Source organism: Mycobacterium hippophais, from assembly GCF_027529605.1.
Classification (GTDB): Bacteria; Actinomycetota; Actinomycetes; order Mycobacteriales; family Mycobacteriaceae; genus Mycobacterium; species Mycobacterium arseniciresistens.
The window spans coordinates 724,395-743,137 of sequence record NZ_JAPZPY010000001.1 but is presented as its reverse complement, the minus strand read 5'-3'; the positions used below and the strand labels follow the sequence as shown (position 1 = coordinate 743,137).

At 70.8% G+C, this 18,743-nt stretch carries 21 protein-coding genes and 1 riboswitch; of the genes, 10 read left to right on the top strand and 11 right to left on the bottom strand.

Annotated features, from left to right (window positions below; genetic code table 11):
• Positions 1-9: 9 nt before the first annotated feature.
• Positions 10-1,221: an FAD-dependent monooxygenase gene (locus tag O6P37_RS03650; RefSeq protein WP_269892768.1), complete on the bottom strand. Its 1,212-nt coding sequence runs from the start codon at positions 1,219-1,221 to the stop codon at positions 10-12.
• Between the two features lie 76 nt (positions 1,222-1,297).
• Here O6P37_RS03650 and O6P37_RS03645 point away from each other — a divergent pair, with 76 nt between their 5' ends.
• From O6P37_RS03645 to O6P37_RS03630, 4 genes are all read left to right on the top strand, one after another.
• Positions 1,298-1,861 (top strand): TetR/AcrR family transcriptional regulator, encoded by a 564-nt coding sequence (locus tag O6P37_RS03645; protein WP_269892767.1) that lies wholly within the window; start codon positions 1,298-1,300, stop codon positions 1,859-1,861.
• Positions 1,862-1,872: 11 nt separating this feature from the next.
• The gene (locus O6P37_RS03640; RefSeq protein ID WP_269892766.1) at positions 1,873-2,862 is read left to right on the top strand and encodes an LLM class F420-dependent oxidoreductase; all 990 of its coding nucleotides are present in this window, start codon (positions 1,873-1,875) and stop codon (positions 2,860-2,862) included.
• Positions 2,863-2,943: 81 nt separating this feature from the next.
• Complete coding sequence (locus tag O6P37_RS03635) at positions 2,944-3,831, top strand: hypothetical protein (protein ID WP_269892765.1); 888 nt, start codon at positions 2,944-2,946, stop codon at positions 3,829-3,831.
• Positions 3,832-3,855: 24 nt separating this feature from the next.
• Positions 3,856-4,200: a cupin domain-containing protein gene (locus O6P37_RS03630; RefSeq protein ID WP_264013894.1), complete on the top strand. Its 345-nt coding sequence runs from the start codon at positions 3,856-3,858 to the stop codon at positions 4,198-4,200.
• 18 nt (positions 4,201-4,218) lie between these two features.
• Here O6P37_RS03630 and O6P37_RS03625 read toward each other — a convergent pair whose 3' ends face one another.
• The 3 genes from O6P37_RS03625 to O6P37_RS03615 all read right to left on the bottom strand — a co-directional run bounded on the left by O6P37_RS03625 (position 4,219) and on the right by O6P37_RS03615 (position 8,848).
• Positions 4,219-4,794, bottom strand: coding sequence for a hypothetical protein (locus O6P37_RS03625; RefSeq protein WP_269892764.1), 576 nt, complete (start codon positions 4,792-4,794; stop codon positions 4,219-4,221).
• Between the two features lie 71 nt (positions 4,795-4,865).
• Positions 4,866-6,515 (bottom strand): DNA repair helicase XPB, encoded by a 1,650-nt coding sequence (locus tag O6P37_RS03620; RefSeq protein WP_264013892.1) that lies wholly within the window; start codon positions 6,513-6,515, stop codon positions 4,866-4,868.
• A gap of 41 nt (positions 6,516-6,556) precedes the next feature.
• Positions 6,557-8,848: a helicase-associated domain-containing protein gene (locus O6P37_RS03615; RefSeq protein WP_269892763.1), complete on the bottom strand. Its 2,292-nt coding sequence runs from the start codon at positions 8,846-8,848 to the stop codon at positions 6,557-6,559.
• Positions 8,849-8,913: 65 nt separating this feature from the next.
• Between O6P37_RS03615 and O6P37_RS03610 the strand changes: the two genes are divergently transcribed.
• Genes O6P37_RS03610 through O6P37_RS03595 form a run of 4 tightly spaced genes read left to right on the top strand, consistent with a single transcriptional unit; the run spans position 8,914 to position 10,482 of the window.
• Positions 8,914-9,102: a hypothetical protein gene (locus O6P37_RS03610; RefSeq protein ID WP_269892762.1), complete on the top strand. Its 189-nt coding sequence runs from the start codon at positions 8,914-8,916 to the stop codon at positions 9,100-9,102.
• Between the two features lie 50 nt (positions 9,103-9,152).
• Complete coding sequence (gene moaC / locus O6P37_RS03605; RefSeq protein ID WP_332909778.1) at positions 9,153-9,581, top strand: cyclic pyranopterin monophosphate synthase MoaC; 429 nt, start codon at positions 9,153-9,155, stop codon at positions 9,579-9,581.
• The gene (locus O6P37_RS03600) at positions 9,578-10,057 is read left to right on the top strand and encodes a MogA/MoaB family molybdenum cofactor biosynthesis protein (protein ID WP_269892760.1); all 480 of its coding nucleotides are present in this window, start codon (positions 9,578-9,580) and stop codon (positions 10,055-10,057) included. The genes moaC and O6P37_RS03600 overlap by 4 nt, the downstream gene beginning before the upstream one ends.
• Positions 10,054-10,482 (top strand): molybdenum cofactor biosynthesis protein MoaE, encoded by a 429-nt coding sequence (locus O6P37_RS03595; RefSeq protein WP_269892759.1) that lies wholly within the window; start codon positions 10,054-10,056, stop codon positions 10,480-10,482. The genes O6P37_RS03600 and O6P37_RS03595 overlap by 4 nt, the downstream gene beginning before the upstream one ends.
• A gap of 6 nt (positions 10,483-10,488) precedes the next feature.
• On the opposite strand, the gene O6P37_RS03590 is transcribed toward O6P37_RS03595, so the two are convergent.
• From O6P37_RS03590 to O6P37_RS03575, 4 genes are all read right to left on the bottom strand, one after another.
• A complete protein-coding gene (locus tag O6P37_RS03590) occupies positions 10,489-11,886 on the bottom strand; it encodes a transglycosylase family protein (RefSeq protein ID WP_269892758.1) in 1,398 nt (465 codons plus the stop codon).
• A gap of 9 nt (positions 11,887-11,895) precedes the next feature.
• A riboswitch (cyclic di-AMP (ydaO/yuaA leader) is annotated at positions 11,896-12,090 on the bottom strand.
• A 217-nt stretch (positions 12,091-12,307) separates the two neighbouring features.
• On the bottom strand, positions 12,308-12,574 hold the full coding sequence (locus O6P37_RS03585) for a MoaD/ThiS family protein (protein WP_269892757.1): 267 nt from the start codon (positions 12,572-12,574) through the stop codon (positions 12,308-12,310).
• 3 nt (positions 12,575-12,577) lie between these two features.
• Positions 12,578-13,633 carry a GTP 3',8-cyclase MoaA gene (moaA, locus tag O6P37_RS03580; protein WP_269893161.1) on the bottom strand — a complete coding sequence of 352 codons (1,056 nt, stop codon included), beginning with the start codon at positions 13,631-13,633 and terminating at the stop codon, positions 12,578-12,580.
• On the bottom strand, positions 13,630-14,046 hold the full coding sequence (locus tag O6P37_RS03575) for a YccF domain-containing protein (protein ID WP_269892756.1): 417 nt from the start codon (positions 14,044-14,046) through the stop codon (positions 13,630-13,632). The genes moaA and O6P37_RS03575 overlap by 4 nt, the downstream gene beginning before the upstream one ends.
• 162 nt (positions 14,047-14,208) lie before the next feature.
• Here O6P37_RS03575 and O6P37_RS03570 point away from each other — a divergent pair, with 162 nt between their 5' ends.
• On the top strand, positions 14,209-14,628 hold the full coding sequence (locus O6P37_RS03570) for a cold-shock protein (RefSeq protein WP_269892755.1): 420 nt from the start codon (positions 14,209-14,211) through the stop codon (positions 14,626-14,628).
• Between the two features lie 64 nt (positions 14,629-14,692).
• Here the strand turns inward: O6P37_RS03570 and O6P37_RS03565 are convergent, their stop codons facing one another.
• Positions 14,693-15,544, bottom strand: coding sequence for a DUF559 domain-containing protein (locus O6P37_RS03565; protein WP_269892754.1), 852 nt, complete (start codon positions 15,542-15,544; stop codon positions 14,693-14,695).
• Positions 15,545-15,655: 111 nt separating this feature from the next.
• Here O6P37_RS03565 and O6P37_RS03560 point away from each other — a divergent pair, with 111 nt between their 5' ends.
• The gene (locus O6P37_RS03560) at positions 15,656-16,672 is read left to right on the top strand and encodes a glutathione S-transferase family protein (RefSeq protein WP_269892753.1); all 1,017 of its coding nucleotides are present in this window, start codon (positions 15,656-15,658) and stop codon (positions 16,670-16,672) included.
• Here the strand turns inward: O6P37_RS03560 and O6P37_RS03555 are convergent.
• Both O6P37_RS03555 and O6P37_RS03550 read right to left on the bottom strand, forming a co-directional pair.
• A complete protein-coding gene (locus O6P37_RS03555) occupies positions 16,669-17,157 on the bottom strand; it encodes a DUF2771 domain-containing protein (RefSeq protein WP_269892752.1) in 489 nt (162 codons plus the stop codon). The genes O6P37_RS03560 and O6P37_RS03555 overlap by 4 nt on opposite strands.
• Positions 17,154-18,728 carry an MFS transporter gene (locus O6P37_RS03550; RefSeq protein WP_269893160.1) on the bottom strand — a complete coding sequence of 525 codons (1,575 nt, stop codon included), beginning with the start codon at positions 18,726-18,728 and terminating at the stop codon, positions 17,154-17,156. Before O6P37_RS03550 ends, O6P37_RS03555 begins: the two co-directional genes overlap by 4 nt.
• Between the last annotated feature and the right edge of the window lie 15 nt (positions 18,729-18,743).

Below are 18,743 nucleotides of genomic sequence, written 5' to 3'. Positions count from 1 at the left end.
CTCGCAGAGTCAGCGAGCAGCGAGGGCCGGGTAGTCGGGGATGCGGATCGAGTCGAAGAACCGGACGCCGCGGTCGTCCAGCCCGGCCAATGCCCGGCCGATGGGGCTGGGCAGCACCGAGATGAGCCGCCCCGCGGCCAGCAGCGCCCGGACTCCGAGACCCGACGACGGCAGGATGCTGCCGGCCATTCTCTTCGCCAGTGCCCGGCTGCCGATCACCGCCGGGGTCATGACGTCTTCGTACGCGGGGAACGCGACGGTGTGGTCCCCGGCGGCGCGATCGAGCTCGCCGGCGAGGACGTATGCCCCGATGACGGCGAGGCTGGTGCTGCCTCCGACGGCAGGGCCGGGACAGTATCCGGCGTCGCCGACCAGCGTGACCCGACCGCGGGACCAGCTCGTCAGCTGCAGCTGGTCGATCGCGTCGAAGTAGAAGGCCGGCGTGTGGTCCATCTCGGCCAGCCAACGGTCGACGGGACCCGACATCCCGCCGAAGCGCTGCCGCAACTGCTCTTTCTGACCGGCGTGATCGCGGTGGTCGTAGTGGTAGGCGGCGGCGGGCCTGAAAATGAAGACCGCCCGGGCGTCCTCCAGGTGGTCGGCGGTGTAAATCATGGCCATACGGTCCACTTCGATGAAGCCGGTCGACTCACCGTCGCGCGCGAAGTCTTTCGGTACCGACACCACCGCGAGGTAGCCGCCGAGGAACTCGGTGTGGCCGGCGTCCTCGCCGAACGCCAGGCGCCGCACACCGGAGTGGAGGCCGTCGGCGCCGATGACCACGTCGAATCCGCGTGGCGCCGAGCGGGCGAACGTGACATCGCCGTCAGGGGCTATGGCGGTGATGTGGTCGCCGAATAGGTACTCGACGTCGGCGCGGCCCGCGTCGTAGAAGATCTCACTGAGGTCGTCGCGCATGATCTCCACGTGCCGGTCGGAGATGGCTGCCGACAGCTTGTGATAGTCGATGTGGGTCGGCCGCCGGGCCCCGATGCGGTGCATGATCAGGCGTCCGGTGCCGGTGGCGTGCTCGATGACGCGGTCGAGGACGCCCATCTGCTCGGCGATGGCCATGGCCGGCCCGAACAGGTCGATGGCGTGGCCGCCGGTCTTCCGCAACGCCGGGGCCCGTTCCACGACCGTGACGTCGAAGCCCTGGCGCGTCAGCCAGTAGGCCACCACGGGGCCGGCGATGCTCGCGCCGGAGACGAGTACGCGCATGACACTTCTCCTTACTGAACGTTCGGTAAGCCGATGCCGAAAGCTTACTTAACGATCGGTCAGTTAGGGTGGGTGCGTGAGCGGCCCCCGTTCGGATACCCGGCAGCGGATCCAGGACGTGGCGCGTGAGCTGTTCACGGCCAAGGGTGTGCAGCGCACCAGCCTGCAGGACATCGCCGGGCGCCTCGGCATCACCAAACCTGCGCTTTACCACCATTTCTCATCGCGTGAGGACCTGGTCCGCAGCATCGTGCAGCCGCTCATCGACGGCGGCGAGCGCTATGTACGCGAATGCGAGGAGCGGCAGGGGATCACGCCCCGCGAGGTGCTGGAGGGGTTCTTCGACTTCCAGTACGCCCACCGTGCCGACCTCGTGCTGATCGTCGCGGAGCTCAGCACCATCGCCGACCTGGGCCTCATCGACAGCATGCTGGCTTGGCGCGAACGGCTGAGCCGGATCCTGTTCGGGCCCGACCAGACGCTCGAGCAGGCGACCCGGGCCGTGATCGCGCTCGGCGGCCTGCAGGACTGCTGTCTGCAGTTCCCCGACGCGCCGGCGGACGCGCTGCGCCAGGCGGCGGTGACGGGTGCGTTGGCCGCCCTTGGCAAGTCGACCGGGCGGGGCCGCCCGACTCGCTAGAGTCGGATGCCATGCGCTTCGGACTGTTCATCCCGCAGGGCTGGCGACTCGACCTGATCGGCATCGCGCCGGACGAACAGTGGCAGGTGATGCGTGACCTGGCCACCTACGCCGACGGCACCGCATGGGACTCGCTGTGGGTCTACGACCACTTCCACACCGTGCCGGTGCCCACCGACGAGGCGACCCACGAGGCGTGGACCCTGATGGCGGCCTACGCGGCGACCACCTCCCGAATCAAGCTCGGCCAGATGTGCACCGCGATGGGCTACCGCAACCCGGTGTACCTCGCCAAGGTCGCGGCGACCGCCGACATCATCTCCGGCGGGCGGGTGCAGATGGGCATCGGTGGCGGCTGGTACCAACACGAATGGGAGGCCTACGGCTACGGCTTCCCCACGGCCGGGCAGCGCCTCGGCATGCTCGACGAGGGCGTGCAGATCATGCGCGACGCCTGGCGCGACGGCCGGGTGACCTTCGGGGGCAAGTACTACAAGGTCGACGACGCGATCGTCGCGCCCACCCCGCTGCAGCAGGGAGGTCCTCCGCTGTGGATCGCGGGCGGCGGCGAGAAGGTGACACTGCGCATCGCCGCCAAGTACGCGCAGTACACCAACTTCACCTCCGAACCGGCGGGCTTCGAGCACAAGTCCGAGGTGCTCGCCGGGCACTGCCGCGACGTCGGCACCGACTACGGGAAGATCGTCCGGTCCGCGAACTTCAACGCCGTCATCGGCGATTCGGAGGCCGACGTGAAAGACCGCATCGAGCGCATCCGCGCCAGGCAGCAGGCCAAGGCCGACCCCGGTTCCGTCGATCGCATGCTGTCGGCGGTCAGCGCGCCCGAATCCGCCTCCGGCACAACCGAACAGGTTGTCGAGAAGCTGACGCGGATGCGTGATCTCGGCTGTGAATACGCCATCCTGTACTTCCCCGAGGCCGCCTATGACCGGTCCGGCATCGAGAAGTTCGAACAGCAGGTCATCCCGGCGCTGAGCTAGCCTCCTGCGCCCACTCTCGGCGCCGGGTGACGTCGCGGCGCGCTGTTAGGCTCGCTGTCAGAAGGCGGTGAGGGGGTCAGCGTGAGCTATCCGGCGCTGGGATTCCCGCCGCCCGAGGGCGACGGGCGGCCTCCGGACTACGTCGAGCGCACCACCGTCGACTATCCCGACGAATCGCCGCCACCCGGTGGACCGCCCCCGGGGCGGCGCCGGGTCTGGTGGGTTCTGGCGGCCGTCGCCGCGGTGGTGGTGCTGGGCGCAGGTGTGCTCATCGCCGTCGACGCCCGCCGGTCCCCGACGTCGGACACCACGGTGGCGACGGTCAGCGCACCCCCGCTCCCGCCCGCCCTGCCGCCACCCTCGACCCCGCCGCCGCCACCGCCGTGTGAGCCGGCGCTGCCGGGATCCCAGACGCCCGCCGGCTGGAAACCGGTGAGCAGCAACGTCGGCCTCACCTATGACGTGCCGCCGGAGTGGACCGTCGAGGGCTGCGGCGTGCGCCTGGGCTGGGAGAAGGTGTGCAAGGGCGGCCTGTTCGACGCCTGCCCCATCGAGATCCTGCGCGCCGCGGCGCAGTTGGAATCCAGCACGTGCCCGGACAACTGGCTGGCCGTGTCCGGACTCGACAGCCCGAAGAACCCCCGCGACCTCAACCGTGCCGTGCGCGACAAGGCCGCACTGGTGCGCGACATCTACACGTCCGCCGGCGGGCGGGTGCCGAAGGTCACGCTGACCGATCCGCGCGGCCTGATCCTCGACGCCACGCCGGCGTTGCAGATCCTGGCCACCGTGACCGGGATCGACGCCGGTGGGTGCGGCGCCTCCTCGGCGGTGCACAGCGTCGTCGCCATCAACGTGCCCGGCCAGGACGGTGCGGTGGTGTTCGTGGTGTCCCTCTATCAGGGCATCCCCGGCGCGCCGAGTCCGCGACTGATCGACGAGCTCGTCGCGACTCTGCGGCACACCTGACGCCCGGGTGGCACGATTCGGGGCATGGAGAAGATCTCACTCACCGCGCTGGCCCGCGAGCACCTCGAGACCGCCCGCGCCACCGGCAGCGGTCGCAGCGCCCACACCGTGTACGGCGGTCACGAACACGCGTTGCGTCAGACCCTGATCGCGCTCACAGGCGGCAGCGACCTGCACGAGCACGAGAGCCCCGGCGAGGCGACGCTCCAGGTGGTCACGGGCCGGGTGCGGCTGAGCACCGAGGAGGCCGGCTGGGAGGGCTCGGCGGGTGACCACATCGTGATCCCGCGCACCCGCCACGGCCTGCACGCCATCGAGGATTCGGTGGTCCTGCTGACCGTCGTCAAACCGGTCGGGCCGCACGCCTGACCGTGAGGCCTGCCGCGGCTACTGCCCGGCGATGATCTTCGGGGGCATCGGCGCAGGCGCCGGTGGCGCGGGCTGACCCGGCGCGGGGGCCGGCGGCGCGTCGAAGTATCCGGGCGGCGGCGGCCCGTCGAGCGGGTAGTAGCCCTCCGGCAGCGGCGGTCCGCCCGTATTCGGCCCGGCGGGAGAAGCCGGGGTGGACGACCCCGGGTCGCTGATCGAGCTGTAGCCGGGCGGCAGAGCCGGCGCGGGGCCTGCGCCCGGCGGCGGGGCCGTCGATCCGGGTGCGGTCATCGTGGGGTCGCCGTACGGGTTCTTCGCCTGGTTCCACGCATCGCGCAGGAAGCCCAGTGGGCCGTCGCCGCTGCCGTACTTCTGATCCTGCATCTGCATCTGCGGAACCGGCGGCGGGCCGCCCGGGGGCGGTGGCGCAACCGGAGCTCCCGGAGCGGGTGCGGGCGGCACCGGCGGCATTCCGGGCTGGGCGGCGGCGGGTGTCGCGGCGACCAGGGCGCCGAAGCCGACGGCGAGGCCGGCCAGCGCCAGCCTGACGGCGGGGGTGTTCGAGGCAGCGCGAGCGCGCCGTCGTGCGGTCATGGGTGTCGAGGCTATCGCCTCAGCGCGGCGGGTGCGTGGTCACCGGGGGAACTCGTGGTGACACGGCGCCGTCAGATCGCCGGGCCGAGCAGGTCGTCGGCGTCCTTGATGATGTAGCCGTAGCCCTGTTCGGCGAGGAACCGCTGCCGGTGTGCGGCGTACTCCGCGTCGAGGCTGTCGCGTGAGACCACCGAGTAGAACACCGCGCCGCCGCCGTCGTGCTTGGGTCGCAGCAACCGGCCCAGCCGCTGCGCCTCCTCCTGCCGCGAGCCGAAGGTGCCCGAAACCTGCACCGCCACAGAGGCTTCCGGCAGGTCGATGGAGAAGTTGGCCACCTTTGACACCACCAGGGTGGAGATCTCGCCGCGCCGGAACGCGTCGAACAGCGACTCGCGTTCGGCGGTCTTGGTCGACCCCTGGATCACCGGCGCGTCGAGTTCGCGGCCCAGCTCGTCGAGCTGGTCGAGGTACGCACCGATCACCAGCGTCTGCTCGCCCTTGTGCTTCTCCAGGATCGACCGGACCACGGCGATCTTGGTGTGCACGGTGGAGCACAGCTTGTAGCGCTCCTCGGGTTCGGCGACGGCGTAGAGCATCCGCTCGTTGTCCGTCATCGTGACCCGCACCTCGATGCACTCGGCGGGCGCGATCCAGCCCTGGGCCTCGATGTCCTTCCACGGCGCGTCGTAGCGCTTGGGCCCGATCAGGCTGAACACGTCGCCCTCGCGGCCGTCCTCGCGGATCAGCGTGGCCGTCAGCCCGAGCCGGCGCCGCGACTGCAAATCAGCCGTCATCCGGAACACCGGTGCGGGCAGCAGGTGCACCTCGTCGTAGATGATCAGCCCCCAGTCGCGGCTGTCGAACAGTTCGAGGTGGCGGTACTCACCCTTGGTGCGGCGGGTGATCACCTGGTAGGTCGCGATCGTGACCGGGCGGATCTCCTTGCGTTCACCGGAGTACTCGCCGATCTCCTCCTCCGTCAGGCTGGTGCGCGCGATCAGTTCGCGCTTCCACTGCCTGCCCGCCACGGTGTTGGTGACCAGGATCAGCGTCGTCGCGCCCGCCTTGGCCATCGCCGCCGCGCCGACGAGCGTCTTGCCCGCGCCGCACGGCAGCACCACCACCCCGGAGCCGCCTGCCCAGAAGGAGTCGGCCGCCATTTCCTGGTAGTCGCGCAGCTCCCAGCCGTCCTGCCGCAGATCGATGGCGTGCTTCTCGCCGTCGACGTACCCGGCGAGGTCCTCGGCGGGCCAGCCGATCTTGAGCAGCAACTGCTTGATGTGGCCGCGCTCGCTGGGATGCACGATCACCGTGTCGTCGTCGATGCGGGCGCCCAGCATCGGGGCGATCTTCTTGTGGCGCATCACCTCTTCGAGCACCGCACGGTCCAGGCTCACGAGCACGAGACCGTGCACGGGGCTCTTGACCAGCTGCAGGCGGCCGTAGCGGGCCATCGTGTCGACGATGTCGACCAGCAGGGGCTGCGGCACCGCGTAGCGGGAGAAGGACACCAGCGCGTCGACCACCTGCTCGGCGTCGTGGCCCGCCGCCCTGGCGTTCCACAGCGCCAGCGGGGTGATCCGGTAGGTGTGGATGTGCTCGGGAGCGCGTTCGAGCTCCGCGAACGGCGCGATGGCCGCCCGCGCCGCCCCGGCCTGCTCGTGGTCGACCTCGAGCAGCACCGTCTTGTCGGACTGGACGATCAGTGGGCCGTCAGTCATGCGGGTCTCGCTGGTGCGTCATCTTCTCCATCATCCTGCGTCTATTCGCTGTCGGCCGACACCACCGAGGTGACGCGATGGATGGCGAATTCGCGTACCCGTCCGGATGCCGGGTCGTAGGCGGTGAGCTGCCCGCCGCGCACGTTGATCGGTGCGACCACCCGCTGGGTCGCGATGCCGGCGGGGTCGACGTAGCCGATCACCACCGACGTCTGGGTCAGTGCGGCGTCCTGCAACTGCGTTATCGCAACGCCGGGATCCAGCCGCGTGTTCCCGAACGGCGCGACCGCGACCTTGCGCAGTACCGCGACGATCGCGCCAAGCGTCTGCGGCGTCGGAGTCGGCGCCGGCCGGTACACCCGGCGGCGCGGGGCGGTCGGCACCCGCGCGCCGCGGGCACGCAGGTCGACGATCGCGCCCGAGGCGTCCTCGGCCGCCGGAGCGAGACCCGCATTGCGCAGCGCCGTGAGCACCTCGCCGATGGGCGCCTGCGACACCGCCACCGTCGGCGCCAGCAGCCGCATCTCCAGCGCCTCGGCGGCCGGTGTGCTCACCGCCTGGGCGAGCAGCACCGCGTCCTCGCACCGGACGAACGAGCTGGCCATCCCGACGCGCAACTGCCCGTGCCTGCGGGCGACGTCGTCGATCAGGTACGTCAGGCCCTGCGGCACCGGGGTGCGGGAGTGCCGCTCGAACAGCGCGTGCAACTCGCTGGCCGTGCGGCCGGTGTCCAACGCGCGGCGGATCGACCCCTCGCTGATCCGGTACACCATCGCGGCGCCGGCCGACTCGACGATCGCGACCGCGGTGAGCTGCTCGGCCAGTTCGCGTTCCAGCGGCCCTGGCACGACGACGGTGAGGTCGGCCTGCAGCAGGAAGTGGTCGATGGGCTTGGGCATCACCTTCTGCATGGCGGCGATGACGTCGTCGGCCGCGTCGCCTGCGAGCAGCTTGCGGCCGGACCCTGTGATGGCGCCACGTCCGACGACACCCAGCGCGTGCGCCTCGGTGAGCAGACTGCCGACGGGTTCGGGTTGCAGCCGCACGGCCCAGCGCGGGCGCTGCCAGATCATCGCGGCCGACGCCGAGGCGGCGTCGGCGCCCGCGCCGTGGGGAAGCCCCGCCAGCACCGTCAGCAGCAACCGGCGGTCCAGCGGAGCCGCCGTCGAGTACAGCGAATCCGACAGCGCCGCATACGGTTTGCCGTCCGGGCCGCGGGTGGCGATGAGGCTCGGCCTGCCTGGCAGGTCCAGCCAGGTCGACGCCAGCAGATGCCACTTCGCGGCGCTCGACGATTCGACGAACCGGTCGGCGGCCACCGTCGGCGCCCAGTGCGGGCCCGCGCCGTCGCCGGGATCCGGTTCCGGCATGCCTGCCGCGATCAGCCCTGCCGCCGCCGACAGCTCGACGATCAGGCCGAGCCGCTGCTCGTCGATGCCGGTGGTCTTCGTCAGCCGCTTCATGTCGCGCACACCGAGGCCACCGCTGCGCAGCTCGGGAACCGGCGTCGCCGCGAGGGTCTCGATCACCAATTCGACCTCGCGCAGCAGGTCGAGGGCCGCACCCGCCGCGACGGCGTCCACGTCGGCGCCGGACGTGGTCGAGACCGTCGGGTTCGGCGGGGTGAGATCCACCGGGCCGGGCGCCTCACCGCGAAGCACCTGGCCGACCAGCCGCGGCAGGATCACGGTCTCGTCGTCGACTTGGCGCAGCAGCCCCGCGGCCAGCAGGCGTGGCACGGGCCGATCGGCCGGGGTGCCGGGGGCGGCGTCCCGGGTGCGCCCGACCGGCGAGCCGTTCACCAGGCGCGACAGCAGCTCGGTCTGGGCGGTGTCGAGTCCCTCGAGGCGGCGGGCGATGTCCCCGGGGGACGGCGCGGCGGTCTCGACGACGGCCTGGCCGGGATACCAGGGCAGACCGGACGACGCCTCGGCGGCCACCCGCACCTCCGCGCCGCCCCACACCAGTGCGCGTTCGCGCAGATCGTCGACGGCGGCGTTGAGCGCCTTGTCGTCGGCGCGGCCGTCGAACAGTTCGACCAGCTTGGTCAGTGGGACGGCCGTGGTGTCGGCGTGCAGCACGAGCAGGCCGTCGAGCACCGCCAGCCGCAGGAAGTCGAGTTCGTCGGTGGCCGCCTTGACCGACTGCCGGGACGTCGCCCGCGCCGCCAGCGCCGCGACGTTGCCGGGCGGCGGCTGGGTGAGGTCCGGGCGCAACTGCAGCAGCCTGACGAGCTGCTCGTCGGGCAGTTCGGCCAGCCAGGCGCCCAGCGGGACGCCCGCCGATCCCCGGGTGGTGTCACTCCGGCCCGGCGGCGGAGTCTTTTCGGTCATTGCTGACCAGCGTAAAGCCTCCGCCCGACCTCGCCAGCACGCCCGGCGTTTGCCACAATGTGTACGTGGCTGACAAGAAGAAGAAGCAATACGTCGACAACGGCTGGCCGGCGCACCTCGAGGGCGACGAGCACGCGGTCAGCGAGCTGGCGACGGATCGCACCGGGGCGCTGTCCCCGTTCGGCGACCTGACGTTTCCGCTGCCGGCCGACCAACTGCCGTACACACACCCCGTCACCGTCGTCAACAAGTAACGGTGACCGGCGGGGAGCTGTCCCACCTCGACGAGTCCGGCGCGGCCCGCATGGTCGATGTGAGCGCCAAGAACGCAACCCGGCGCACCGCCGTGGCCACCGGGGTGCTGCACACCCGCCCCGACGTCGTGGACCTCATCACCGCCGGTGGGCTGCCCAAGGGTGACGCGCTGGCGACCGCGAGGATCGCCGGGATCATGGCGGCCAAACGCACCAGCGACCTCATCCCGCTGTGCCACCAGCTCGCCCTCACCGGGGTCAACGTGGACTTCGACATCGAGGACGCACGCGTCGTGATCACCTCCACGGTCCGCAGCACCGACCGCACCGGCGTCGAGATGGAGGCTCTCACCGCGGTGAGCCTGGCGGCGCTGACGCTCTACGACATGATCAAGGCGGTGGACCGCGCCGCGCGCATCAGCGACATCCGGGTGCTGCACAAAGAGGGCGGCAAGACCGGCGACTGGACCAACCCGTGACGCGCACCGCCCGGGTCGTCATCGCGTCGACGCGCGCCGCGGCAGGCGTCTACGAGGACCGCACGGGCCCGCTCATCGTGGGCTGGCTCGAACAGCGCGGCATCGGCACACCCGCCCCCGTGGTGGTTCCGGACGGCCGCGCCGTGGCTACGGCGCTGTCTGCGGCGCACGCCGACGACGTCGACCTCATCGTCACCTCCGGCGGCACCGGCATCTCACCCACGGACGGCACCGCCGACGCGACGGCCGCCTTCGTCGACTACCAGATTCCCGGCCTGGCCGACGCGATCCGGCGGGCCGGGGAGGACAAGGTGCCCACCTCGGTGCTCTCCCGCGGTGTCTGCGGGGTGCGGGACCGCACGCTGATCGTGAACCTGCCCGGCTCGCCGGGCGGCGTCAGGGACGGACTGGCGGTGCTCGACCTGGTGCTCGAACACGCGCTGGACCAACTCGTCGGGAAGGACCATCCGCGATGACGGCGATCGTGCTGCGGGCCGAACTCACCGAGGAGCCGATCGACCTCTCCGGCCACGAGGAGCTCGTCGCGCACGAATCAGCCGGGGCGGTGGTCGGATTCGCCGGTGTGGTCCGCGACCACGACGGGGGCCGCACCGTGCAGCGACTGGAGTACTCCGCCCACCCGACGGCGGCGCAGGTGCTCGAAGAGGTGGCCGCCGAGATCGCCGCGGCGGGTCACGGCGTGCGTGCGATCGCGGTGAGTCACCGGGTAGGGCCGCTGGCGATCGGCGACGCCGCCCTGGTGGCCGCTGTGGCAGCCGACCACCGGGGAGCGGCGTTCGAGACCTGTGCCCGGCTCGTCGACGCCGTGAAGGACCGGCTACCGGTGTGGAAGCACCAGTTCTTCGGCGACGGCTCCGACGAGTGGGTCAACTCCGCCTGACGGCGCTCAGGCCGGCGGCGGAACCGGGGCAGGTGCGGGGGCCGGTGCCGGCAGCGGTGCGGGAACAGGCGCACCCAGCGGAGCTGGCGCAGCCGCCGGATTCACGGGGGCACCGACCGGCGCGTTCGGCGGCGGGCCACCCGGGGTGTCCGGCGTCGTCAGCGGCCGCTGCGTCAGCGCCAGCAGCGCGTCCTGGCCGGAGATGTCCTGAGTCTGGATCGCGTGCCAGATCTCCTTGAGGTACGTCACGTTCGGGCTCTGCTGCGGCCCGGTCGGAGCGAGCGCCGCGCCCGGGGGCAGGTTCTCCGGGCTGGCCAGGTGCGGGATGCCCTGGGCCATCGCCGGCAGATCGCCGGGCACCGCCGGAAGGCCGGCAGGCATGCCGCCGGACATCGCCTCGTTGGCCGCGTCGAACATCGGCTGCGGGATGTTCACCGCGTTGAGCGGCGCCATCGGATCCGCTGCCGGGGCGGCAGGCGCGGCGACGGCACCGGGTGCCGGTGCCGGGGCCGGGGCCGGTGCGGGCGGCGCAGGCGGGACCGGCTGCAGCGGCAGCGGCGCACCGTTGTGCAGCGACCAGGTCTGCGGCGCATCCGGGGCATCAGGGGCGACGTCCCAGTTCGAAGCGGTGACGACGGTCTCCGGGGCGGGCGGCGGCACGTCTGCGGCCGGAGGCGCAGGCGGCAGCGGCGCGTTCAGCGGGACACCGTTGAGCGAGTTGCCCGGGGGAGGAGGAGGCGGCACCGGCGCAGGCGCGGGAGCGGCCATCAGGTCGACCGGTGCGGGCGGCGGCGGGGCAGGAGCGGGAGGGGGCGGCGCTACCGGTGCCGGTGCCGGTGCGGCCATCGCGTCGAACGGCGCGGGCGCGGGCGGCGGGGGAGGCATCGGGGCCGGCGGAGGCGGCGGCATCGGCGCGGCCAGAGGCGCAGGAGCCGGCGGCGGCGGAGGCGGCGGGGCGAACGGGTTGATCGGCGGCGCCGGAGGCAGCTGGCCGTTCAGGCCGACGGCGTCGAGCGCGTCGTCGATCACGTTGCGGGGAGTGGAGCCGGACAGTGCCTTGCCACACGTCGGCCATGCGCCCTTGCCCTGGCTGGCCAGGACGCGCTCGGCGACGGCGATCTGCTCTTCCTTGGTGGCCTGGAACGCCGACGGGGCGTATTCACCGCCACCGTGACCCGACCAGGTGCTCGGCGAGAACTGCAGTCCGCCGTGGTAGCCGTTGCCGGTGTTGATGGCCCAGTTGCCGCCGGACTCGCAGGATGCGACCTGGTCCCATTCGCCGTCGGTGGCGGCGTTGGCCTGGCCCGCGAGGGTGAGGCCACCGGTTCCGATCACTGCGCCGGTGAAGGCGATCTTGGCGACGCTGACAGCTGGTTTGGTGGGCTTGCGATGCCGTCCACTCATAAGTGCGATAGGTCCTCTCGTGAGCGCCCGCGAGGTCAGCTGTCGGGTTCGGGTCTGAGAGGTCACCCGGCCGGCGGAAATCCGCCGGCTTCACCCCAAGGAACCGCAAGCGGTTCCAGGTCCTTCGGTGGACCGGTGGGTCCCCCGCCTCCATCCAGGTGGGTCGTGGTCCCTCTTTCGACGGATGGAGCTCGGCGCTGTCGAACGAGGCGAGCCGATTGATGAGGGTCGATCGGCCTGGAAGAAAGGTAACGGCTCTCCGCGATCCCGTCACCTTCTGCCGACCTCGGCGTTTCTCTCCTTGGCAAATATTAAATGGGCTCTAAACCGCCAGGTTGGCGCGACGTTTTCCGCCGTTCATCCGGCGCTCAGCGCGTCTGTGACGGTTTGTGACCATTTCGTGATGTGACGTAAATCACGGTTATCCGCCGGCGAACGGTGGAAGAACATCCACCGTCTGGGCGTTTTGCAGTCCGATCGTCTGGTCGCGTACGGCGATGCCGTCCACCAGGTACGAACAGCGGGCGAGCACCCGGGCGAGTTCCGCGTCGCGGGCGCTGAGGATGCCGGTGAGTGCTCCGACCGTGGTGCCCGCCGCCAATTCGAGCGGTTCCTCCTCGACGCCCGCCGCCGCCCGGGCCGCAGCGAAGTATCGGACGGTCACCCGCACCGTCGTCGTGGCCGACACGCGTCAGCCGCCGATCGCGCTCATCGGGCGGTCGGGCTGCACGAAGTCCGGGTCGTTGATGCCGTGCCCGGCGGCCTTGGCCCACATCGCGGTGCGCCACGCCTGCTCGAGCGCGTCGTCATCGGCTCCACTGCGCAGCAGCCGCCGCAGATCGGTCTCGGTGGTCGCGAACAAGCAGTTGCGCACCTGCCCGTCGGCGGTGAGCCGGGTGCGGTCACAAGCGGCGCAGAACGCCTTCGACACCGAGGCGATGATCCCGACGGTGGCGTCGTGGCGCCCGTCCACCCGCCACAGCTGCGCCGGGGCCGAACCTCGCGGCGTCGGATCGGGCGTCAGGGCGAATTCGCGGCGCAACGCCGTCAGTACGTCGTCGGCCTCCAGCGCCTCGCCGCGGCGCCACCGGTGTTCGGCGTCCAGCGGCATCTGCTCGATGATGCGCAGCTGGTAACCGTTCTCGAGACAGAAGCGCAGCAGGGCGACGGCGTCGTCACGCCCGGCGACGGGATCGAGGACGGCGTTGACCTTCACCGGCGTCAGTCCGGCGGCCTTGGCCGCGGCCAGGCCGGTCAGCACGTCGTCCAGCCGGTCCCGGCGGGTGATGGCGGCGAAGCGGGCGCGGTCGACGGTGTCCAGGGACACGTTCACCCGGTCCAGGCCGGCCCGCTTGAGCTGCTCGGCACGCCGGCCGAGACCGAGCCCGTTGGTGGTCACGGCGATCTCCGGGCGGGGCCGCAGCGCCGCCGTCGCGGCGACCACCTCGTGGAGATGGCGCACCACCAGCGGCTCACCGCCGGTGAAGCGGACGCTGGTGACTCCCAGCTTCGTCACGGCGATGCGCAGCAGCCGGGCCAGCTCCTCGGAGCTGAGCAGCTCGTCGCCGGGCAGCCAGTCCAGCCCCTCGGCGGGCATGCAGTAGGTGCAGCGCAGATTGCACCGGTCGGTCAGCGACACCCGCAGGTCGGTCGCGATCCGGCCGAAGGTGTCCACCAGGGGGCCGGCGGTGGGCATCCCGGCGAGGGGACGCTGCACCGTCGGGAATCCGAGGCCGATCACCGTCATGCGGCGGCTCGCGTGGGTCTGCTCCACGGGTCGTTCTGCGCGTCGACAGGCACGATTTCCTTGCCCAGGGGGAACAGCGACACCGGGATCAACTTCAGGTTGGCCAGGGCCAGCGGGATGCCGATGATCGTCACCGCCATCGCCACGGCGCTGACGATGTGGCCGATCGCCAGCCACACGCCGGCCACGATGAGCCAGATGACGTTGCCCACCAGTGCTCCGGGCCGCGGGCCGGGCTTGTCGACGACTGTCTGACCGAACGGCCACAGTGCGTAGACCCCGATGCGGAACGCTGCGAAGCCGAACGGGATGGTGATGATCAGAACGAAGCAGATGATGCCGGCGAGGAAATACCCCAGCGCCAGCCAGAGGCCGCCGAAGATCAACCAGATGACGTTCAGGATCAATCGCATGTCAGCTGCTTCTTCTCCTTCAGCGGTGATTCCAGCCTACCGACAAACAGGATGAACCTGCGGGTGTGGGCCGAGTAGGATCACCGCAACGCGTCCCGACGCAAGCGGGACGCTTTCTTGTGTATCAGTGAGATGTTCTTTCGAGACGAGCGGGTGAGGGCAGTGCCGACCGGCAAGGTTAAGTGGTACGACACCGAGAAGGGCTTCGGCTTCCTGTCCCAGGAGGAAGGCGAGGACGTCTACGTCCGCTCGTCGGCGCTGCCCGCGGGAGTCGAAGGGCTCAAGGCGGGCCAGCGGGTGGAGTTCGGCATCGCGGCGGGCAGGCGCGGTCCGCAGGCGTTGAGCGTCAAGGTGCTCGACCCGCCGCCGAGTCTGACCAAGACCCGTCGCGAGGCGGAGCGCGCCGAACGTCCGGAGCACAAGCACACCCCCGACGAGTTGCACGGCATGGTCGAGGACATGATCACGCTGCTCGAAGGCACCGTGCAGCCCGAACTGCGCAAGGGCCGCTACCCCGACCGCAAGGTCGCCCGCCGGGTGTCCGAGGTGGTCCGCGCCGTCGCGGGTGAGCTCGACCAGTAGGCCTGAGAGCGGGCGCCGAGTCTGAGCTTGCGGTCGATATTTCGCCGACAACTCGTACACAACCTCAGATTCGACACCCCGCGGCTGTCAGTGCCCGTCGCGTGCGTTCGAGGATGACGCGGGGCCGGTTGTGCAGCATGTCCGCGCCGACGCGCACGATGCGCCACCCCAGCGCCTCGAGTTCGGCGTGGCGATCGATGTCCCGGGTGCGCTGTCTGCCGTCCGTCCAGTGCTGCACTCCGTCGTACTCGACCGCGACCTTCCACTGTGGCCAGGCGATGTCGAGGCGGGCGACGAAACAGCCTTGCCGGTCATACACCTCGACCTGAGTCTGCGGCGTCGGCAACCCTGCGCCGACCAGCAGGAGGCGGACACGCGACTCCTGGGGTGACTCCGCTCCGGCGTCGGCCAGCTCGAGAGCGCGGCGTAGCTGCACCACCCCCCGGGCTCCTCGGTGCCGCTCGACGAGCCCGTCAACGTCGGACGACTTGAGATCGGTGGCACGCATCAGCGCATCGAGCCGCGCCACCGCTGTGACTAGCCCGCCTCGGCGGCCGAGGTCGAATGCCGTACGGGCCGGCGTGGTCACCGGAATTCCACGAACAGTTGTCACTTCCTCGCTTGCCAACGCATCCGCGTGCAGGACGATGCCCGCCGACCTGTGCTGACTCGTCTGGTTGAGTTCGGCAGGCAGATGGGCGTCGACCCAGAGTGACCCGTGCAGGGCCGCGGCCGAGACGCCGGCCACCGTTGCTCGTCGCCCCGACCACAACCACGCTGCAACGGCTTTGTCGGCCGCTGTCAGTGACGTTCCCCTGGGTGCGTACACGCCACGGAACACGCGGTCGAACCGGGTTCTGAGGGCATATCTGGTCATTCCCGCGGTCAGAGCCTCGGTGCCGACGAAAGGACCCATGCCGATTCGACGTCGTTCTCCGAACACGCGTTCCTGCGAATCTGCGCTTGTGTCCGCTATTCCGTGGAAACTGCGCGCTTAAGTTCAGTTTCGGCAGGGAAAATCAGAGCCATGAGCTACGTCGCCAGCACAGCCGAATCGGGTGGCGAATTCGACCGCGACACCGACTACATCGAAACCCGCATCACCGCCGACGGCCGGGACGGCTACCCGGTCGAGCCGGGCCGCTACCGGCTGATCGTGGCGCGGGCCTGCCCGTGGGCGAACCGGGCGATCATCGTGCGACGGCTGCTCGGCCTCGAGGACGCGCTGTCCATCGGCTTCTGCGGGCCGACGCACGACGAGCGCAGCTGGACGTTCGACCTCGACCCCGGCGGCGTCGACCCCGTGCTGAAGATCCCCCGGCTGCGCGACGCGTACCTCCAGCGGTTCCCCGACTATCCCAAGGGCATCACGGTGCCCGCGCTGGTCGACGTGCCCACCGGCGAGGTGGTCACCAACGACTTCCCGCAGATCACCCTCGACCTGTCCACCGAATGGACGGCCCACCACCGCGACGGCGCACCGCAGCTCTACCCCGAGCCGCTGCGCGACGAGATCGACGAGGTGGCCCAGCGCATCTACACCGAGATCAACAACGGCGTGTACCGGTGCGGCTTCGCCGGCTCACAGAAGTCCTACGACCGGGCCTACGACCGCCTGTTCGCCGCGCTGGATTGGGTCTCCGACCGGCTCGAGAATCAGCGATACCTGGTGGGCGACACCATCACCGAGGCCGACGTGCGGCTGTTCACCACGCTGGCCCGGTTCGACCCCGTCTACCACGGCCACTTCAAGACCAACCGGAGCAAGCTCACCGAGATGCCGGTGCTGTGGGCCTACGCCCGCGACCTGTTCCAGACCCCCGGATTCGGCGACACCGTCGACTTCGTGCAGATCAAGCAGCACTACTACATCGTCCACACCGACATCAATCCGACCAAGGTGGTGCCCAGGGGGCCCGAGCTCGGCGACTGGCTCACTCCGCACGGCCGGGAAGCGTTGGGCGGGAGACCGTTCGGCGACGGCACACCGCCGGGGCCGACGCGCGAGGGCGAGCGGGTGCCGTCGGAGCACACCCCGCTCTAGGACCACTGCGTGCGGATCGACCATTCCGCGTGCGGCACGTCGAACACCTCGCCCGTCTCGTCCTGCACGAGGGTGAGTAGTTGCACCGCGATGCCGGTCAGCCGGCCGCGCTGCGGATCGACGGTGGGGATGGTGACCGCCAGCCGGCTGTCGCGTGGGAACACCGAGACCGTGGTGTCGACCGGGTTCTCGTAGACCTGCAGCAGCCGCCACGGCGCCTCGGCGATCGCGGCGGGCACCGACAGCTGCACCGGGTCGCGGTCGTTCACCCGCAGCTCGCCCTGCACGCCCGCCTGCTCGCAGTCGTTGAGGTCGAGCACACGGCAGTACTGGAACGGCCCGACCCGGGTCAGCTCGCCGCGCGAATACGCGCTCACCTCAGGCAATTCCGGGCCGTGGTCGCGGGTCGCCCGCCACACCAGGGCGGCGGTGACCGCCGTCGTCAGCACGACGACGGCCGCCAGCACGGCTGCGGCGCGCTTCACTCCGGCACCATGTCCGGCCGCCGGCCCTCCTGGGCCGCCAGCACCGGGCGGTTGCCGCCGAAGCCCGGGATCAGCGACTCGCCGCGATAGCTCACGATCGTCTGTGCCAGGCCGAGGATCAGCACGGCGCTGATGGTGGTGAAGCCGATCCACAGTTCGGTGTAGATCAGCACTCCGGTCGCGCCGCCTGCGACCCAGGCCAACTGCAGCAGCGACTCCGAGCGGCCGAACGCCGACGCCCGCGACTCCTCGGGCAGATCGTCCTGCAGCGAGGCGTCCAGCGACGCCTTCGCGATGGCGCTGGCGCCCGACGTCACCAGCGTGGCCGCGGCGACCACCAGCAGATTGCCGGTCACGGCGGCGGCCAGCGCCATCGCCGTCACCGCGATTGCGGCGCGCACCACCAACTGTGCCGGGCGGCCGAGCTCGAGCCGGGCGCTGGTCATGTTCCCGGCGAAGTTGCCGATCGCCGCGGCCGCCCCGATCAGCCCCAGGATGCGCAGCTGCTCCCAGCCGCTGGCCTGGTGCGACTTCGCGACGAACGCGGGATAGAGGAACAGGAACCCGACCATCACCTTGATCGTGCAGTTGCCCCACAACGACGTGATGGTGTTGCGGCCCAGCGGTTGCCGGGCGCGGGTCTTCCCGCCCGCCGGCCTGCGGCGCAGGTCGCCGTCGCCACCGTGATAGCTCAGCGTGGCGGGCACCTCGCCCTCGGTGACCTCCACCCACTTCGGGATCCGCATGGCCAGCACGGCGCCCGCGACGGTCGCGGCGACCAGCACGTACAGCGCGCCGGGCAGATTGAACACTCCGAGGAGATACTGCGCGCCCACGGCGACGGCGCCGCCCGCCATCGTCCCGCCGAGCAGGCCGAACATCGTCAGCCGGGCGTTCACCCGCACCAGGTCGATGCTCGGCGGCAGCACCCGTGGCGTCACCGCACTGCGCAGCACGCTGAATGACTTGGACAGCACCATCATCCCCAGCGCACAGGGGTACAGCACCCAGGACGGGTAGCTGCCCGTCGCGCCGTCGAAGTTGGCGATCAGCACGACCACCAGTGCCGTGCGGATCAGGAACGAGCCGGCCAGTGCGACCCGTCGGCCGTGCTGCAGGCGGTCCAGCGCCGGACCGATGAGCGGCGCGATGACGGCGAACGGGGCGATGGTGATCAGCAGGTAGAGCGCGACCTTGCCTTTGCTCTCGCCGGAGGCGGCCGCGAAGAACAACGTGTCCGCCAGCGCGACGGCCATCGCGGCGTCGACGGCAAAGTTGGCGACCACCGGCCAGGTCAGGGCGGTCAGCCCGGACTTGTCGGCGCCGTCGGCAGTGGCGGCACGGTGCACCAGCCCGTACATCCGCGAACCCATCTCGCGGCTGCGCGCGGCGGCCGCGCGGGTGACGGTGACCCGCTCGCCCGCACCGGACCCGACGCCGGGGTCGCGCTCGTACCGGTAGCCGGCGGTGGATTCCTGATCGTCGAGCGGCGGCAGCCAGCGGTTCGAGCTCGGCATCGACTGCCTGCGCTGCCTGCGGTGGTCCACGCCGTCGCTCGGGTAGTTGGCCATGCCGGGATGGTCGGC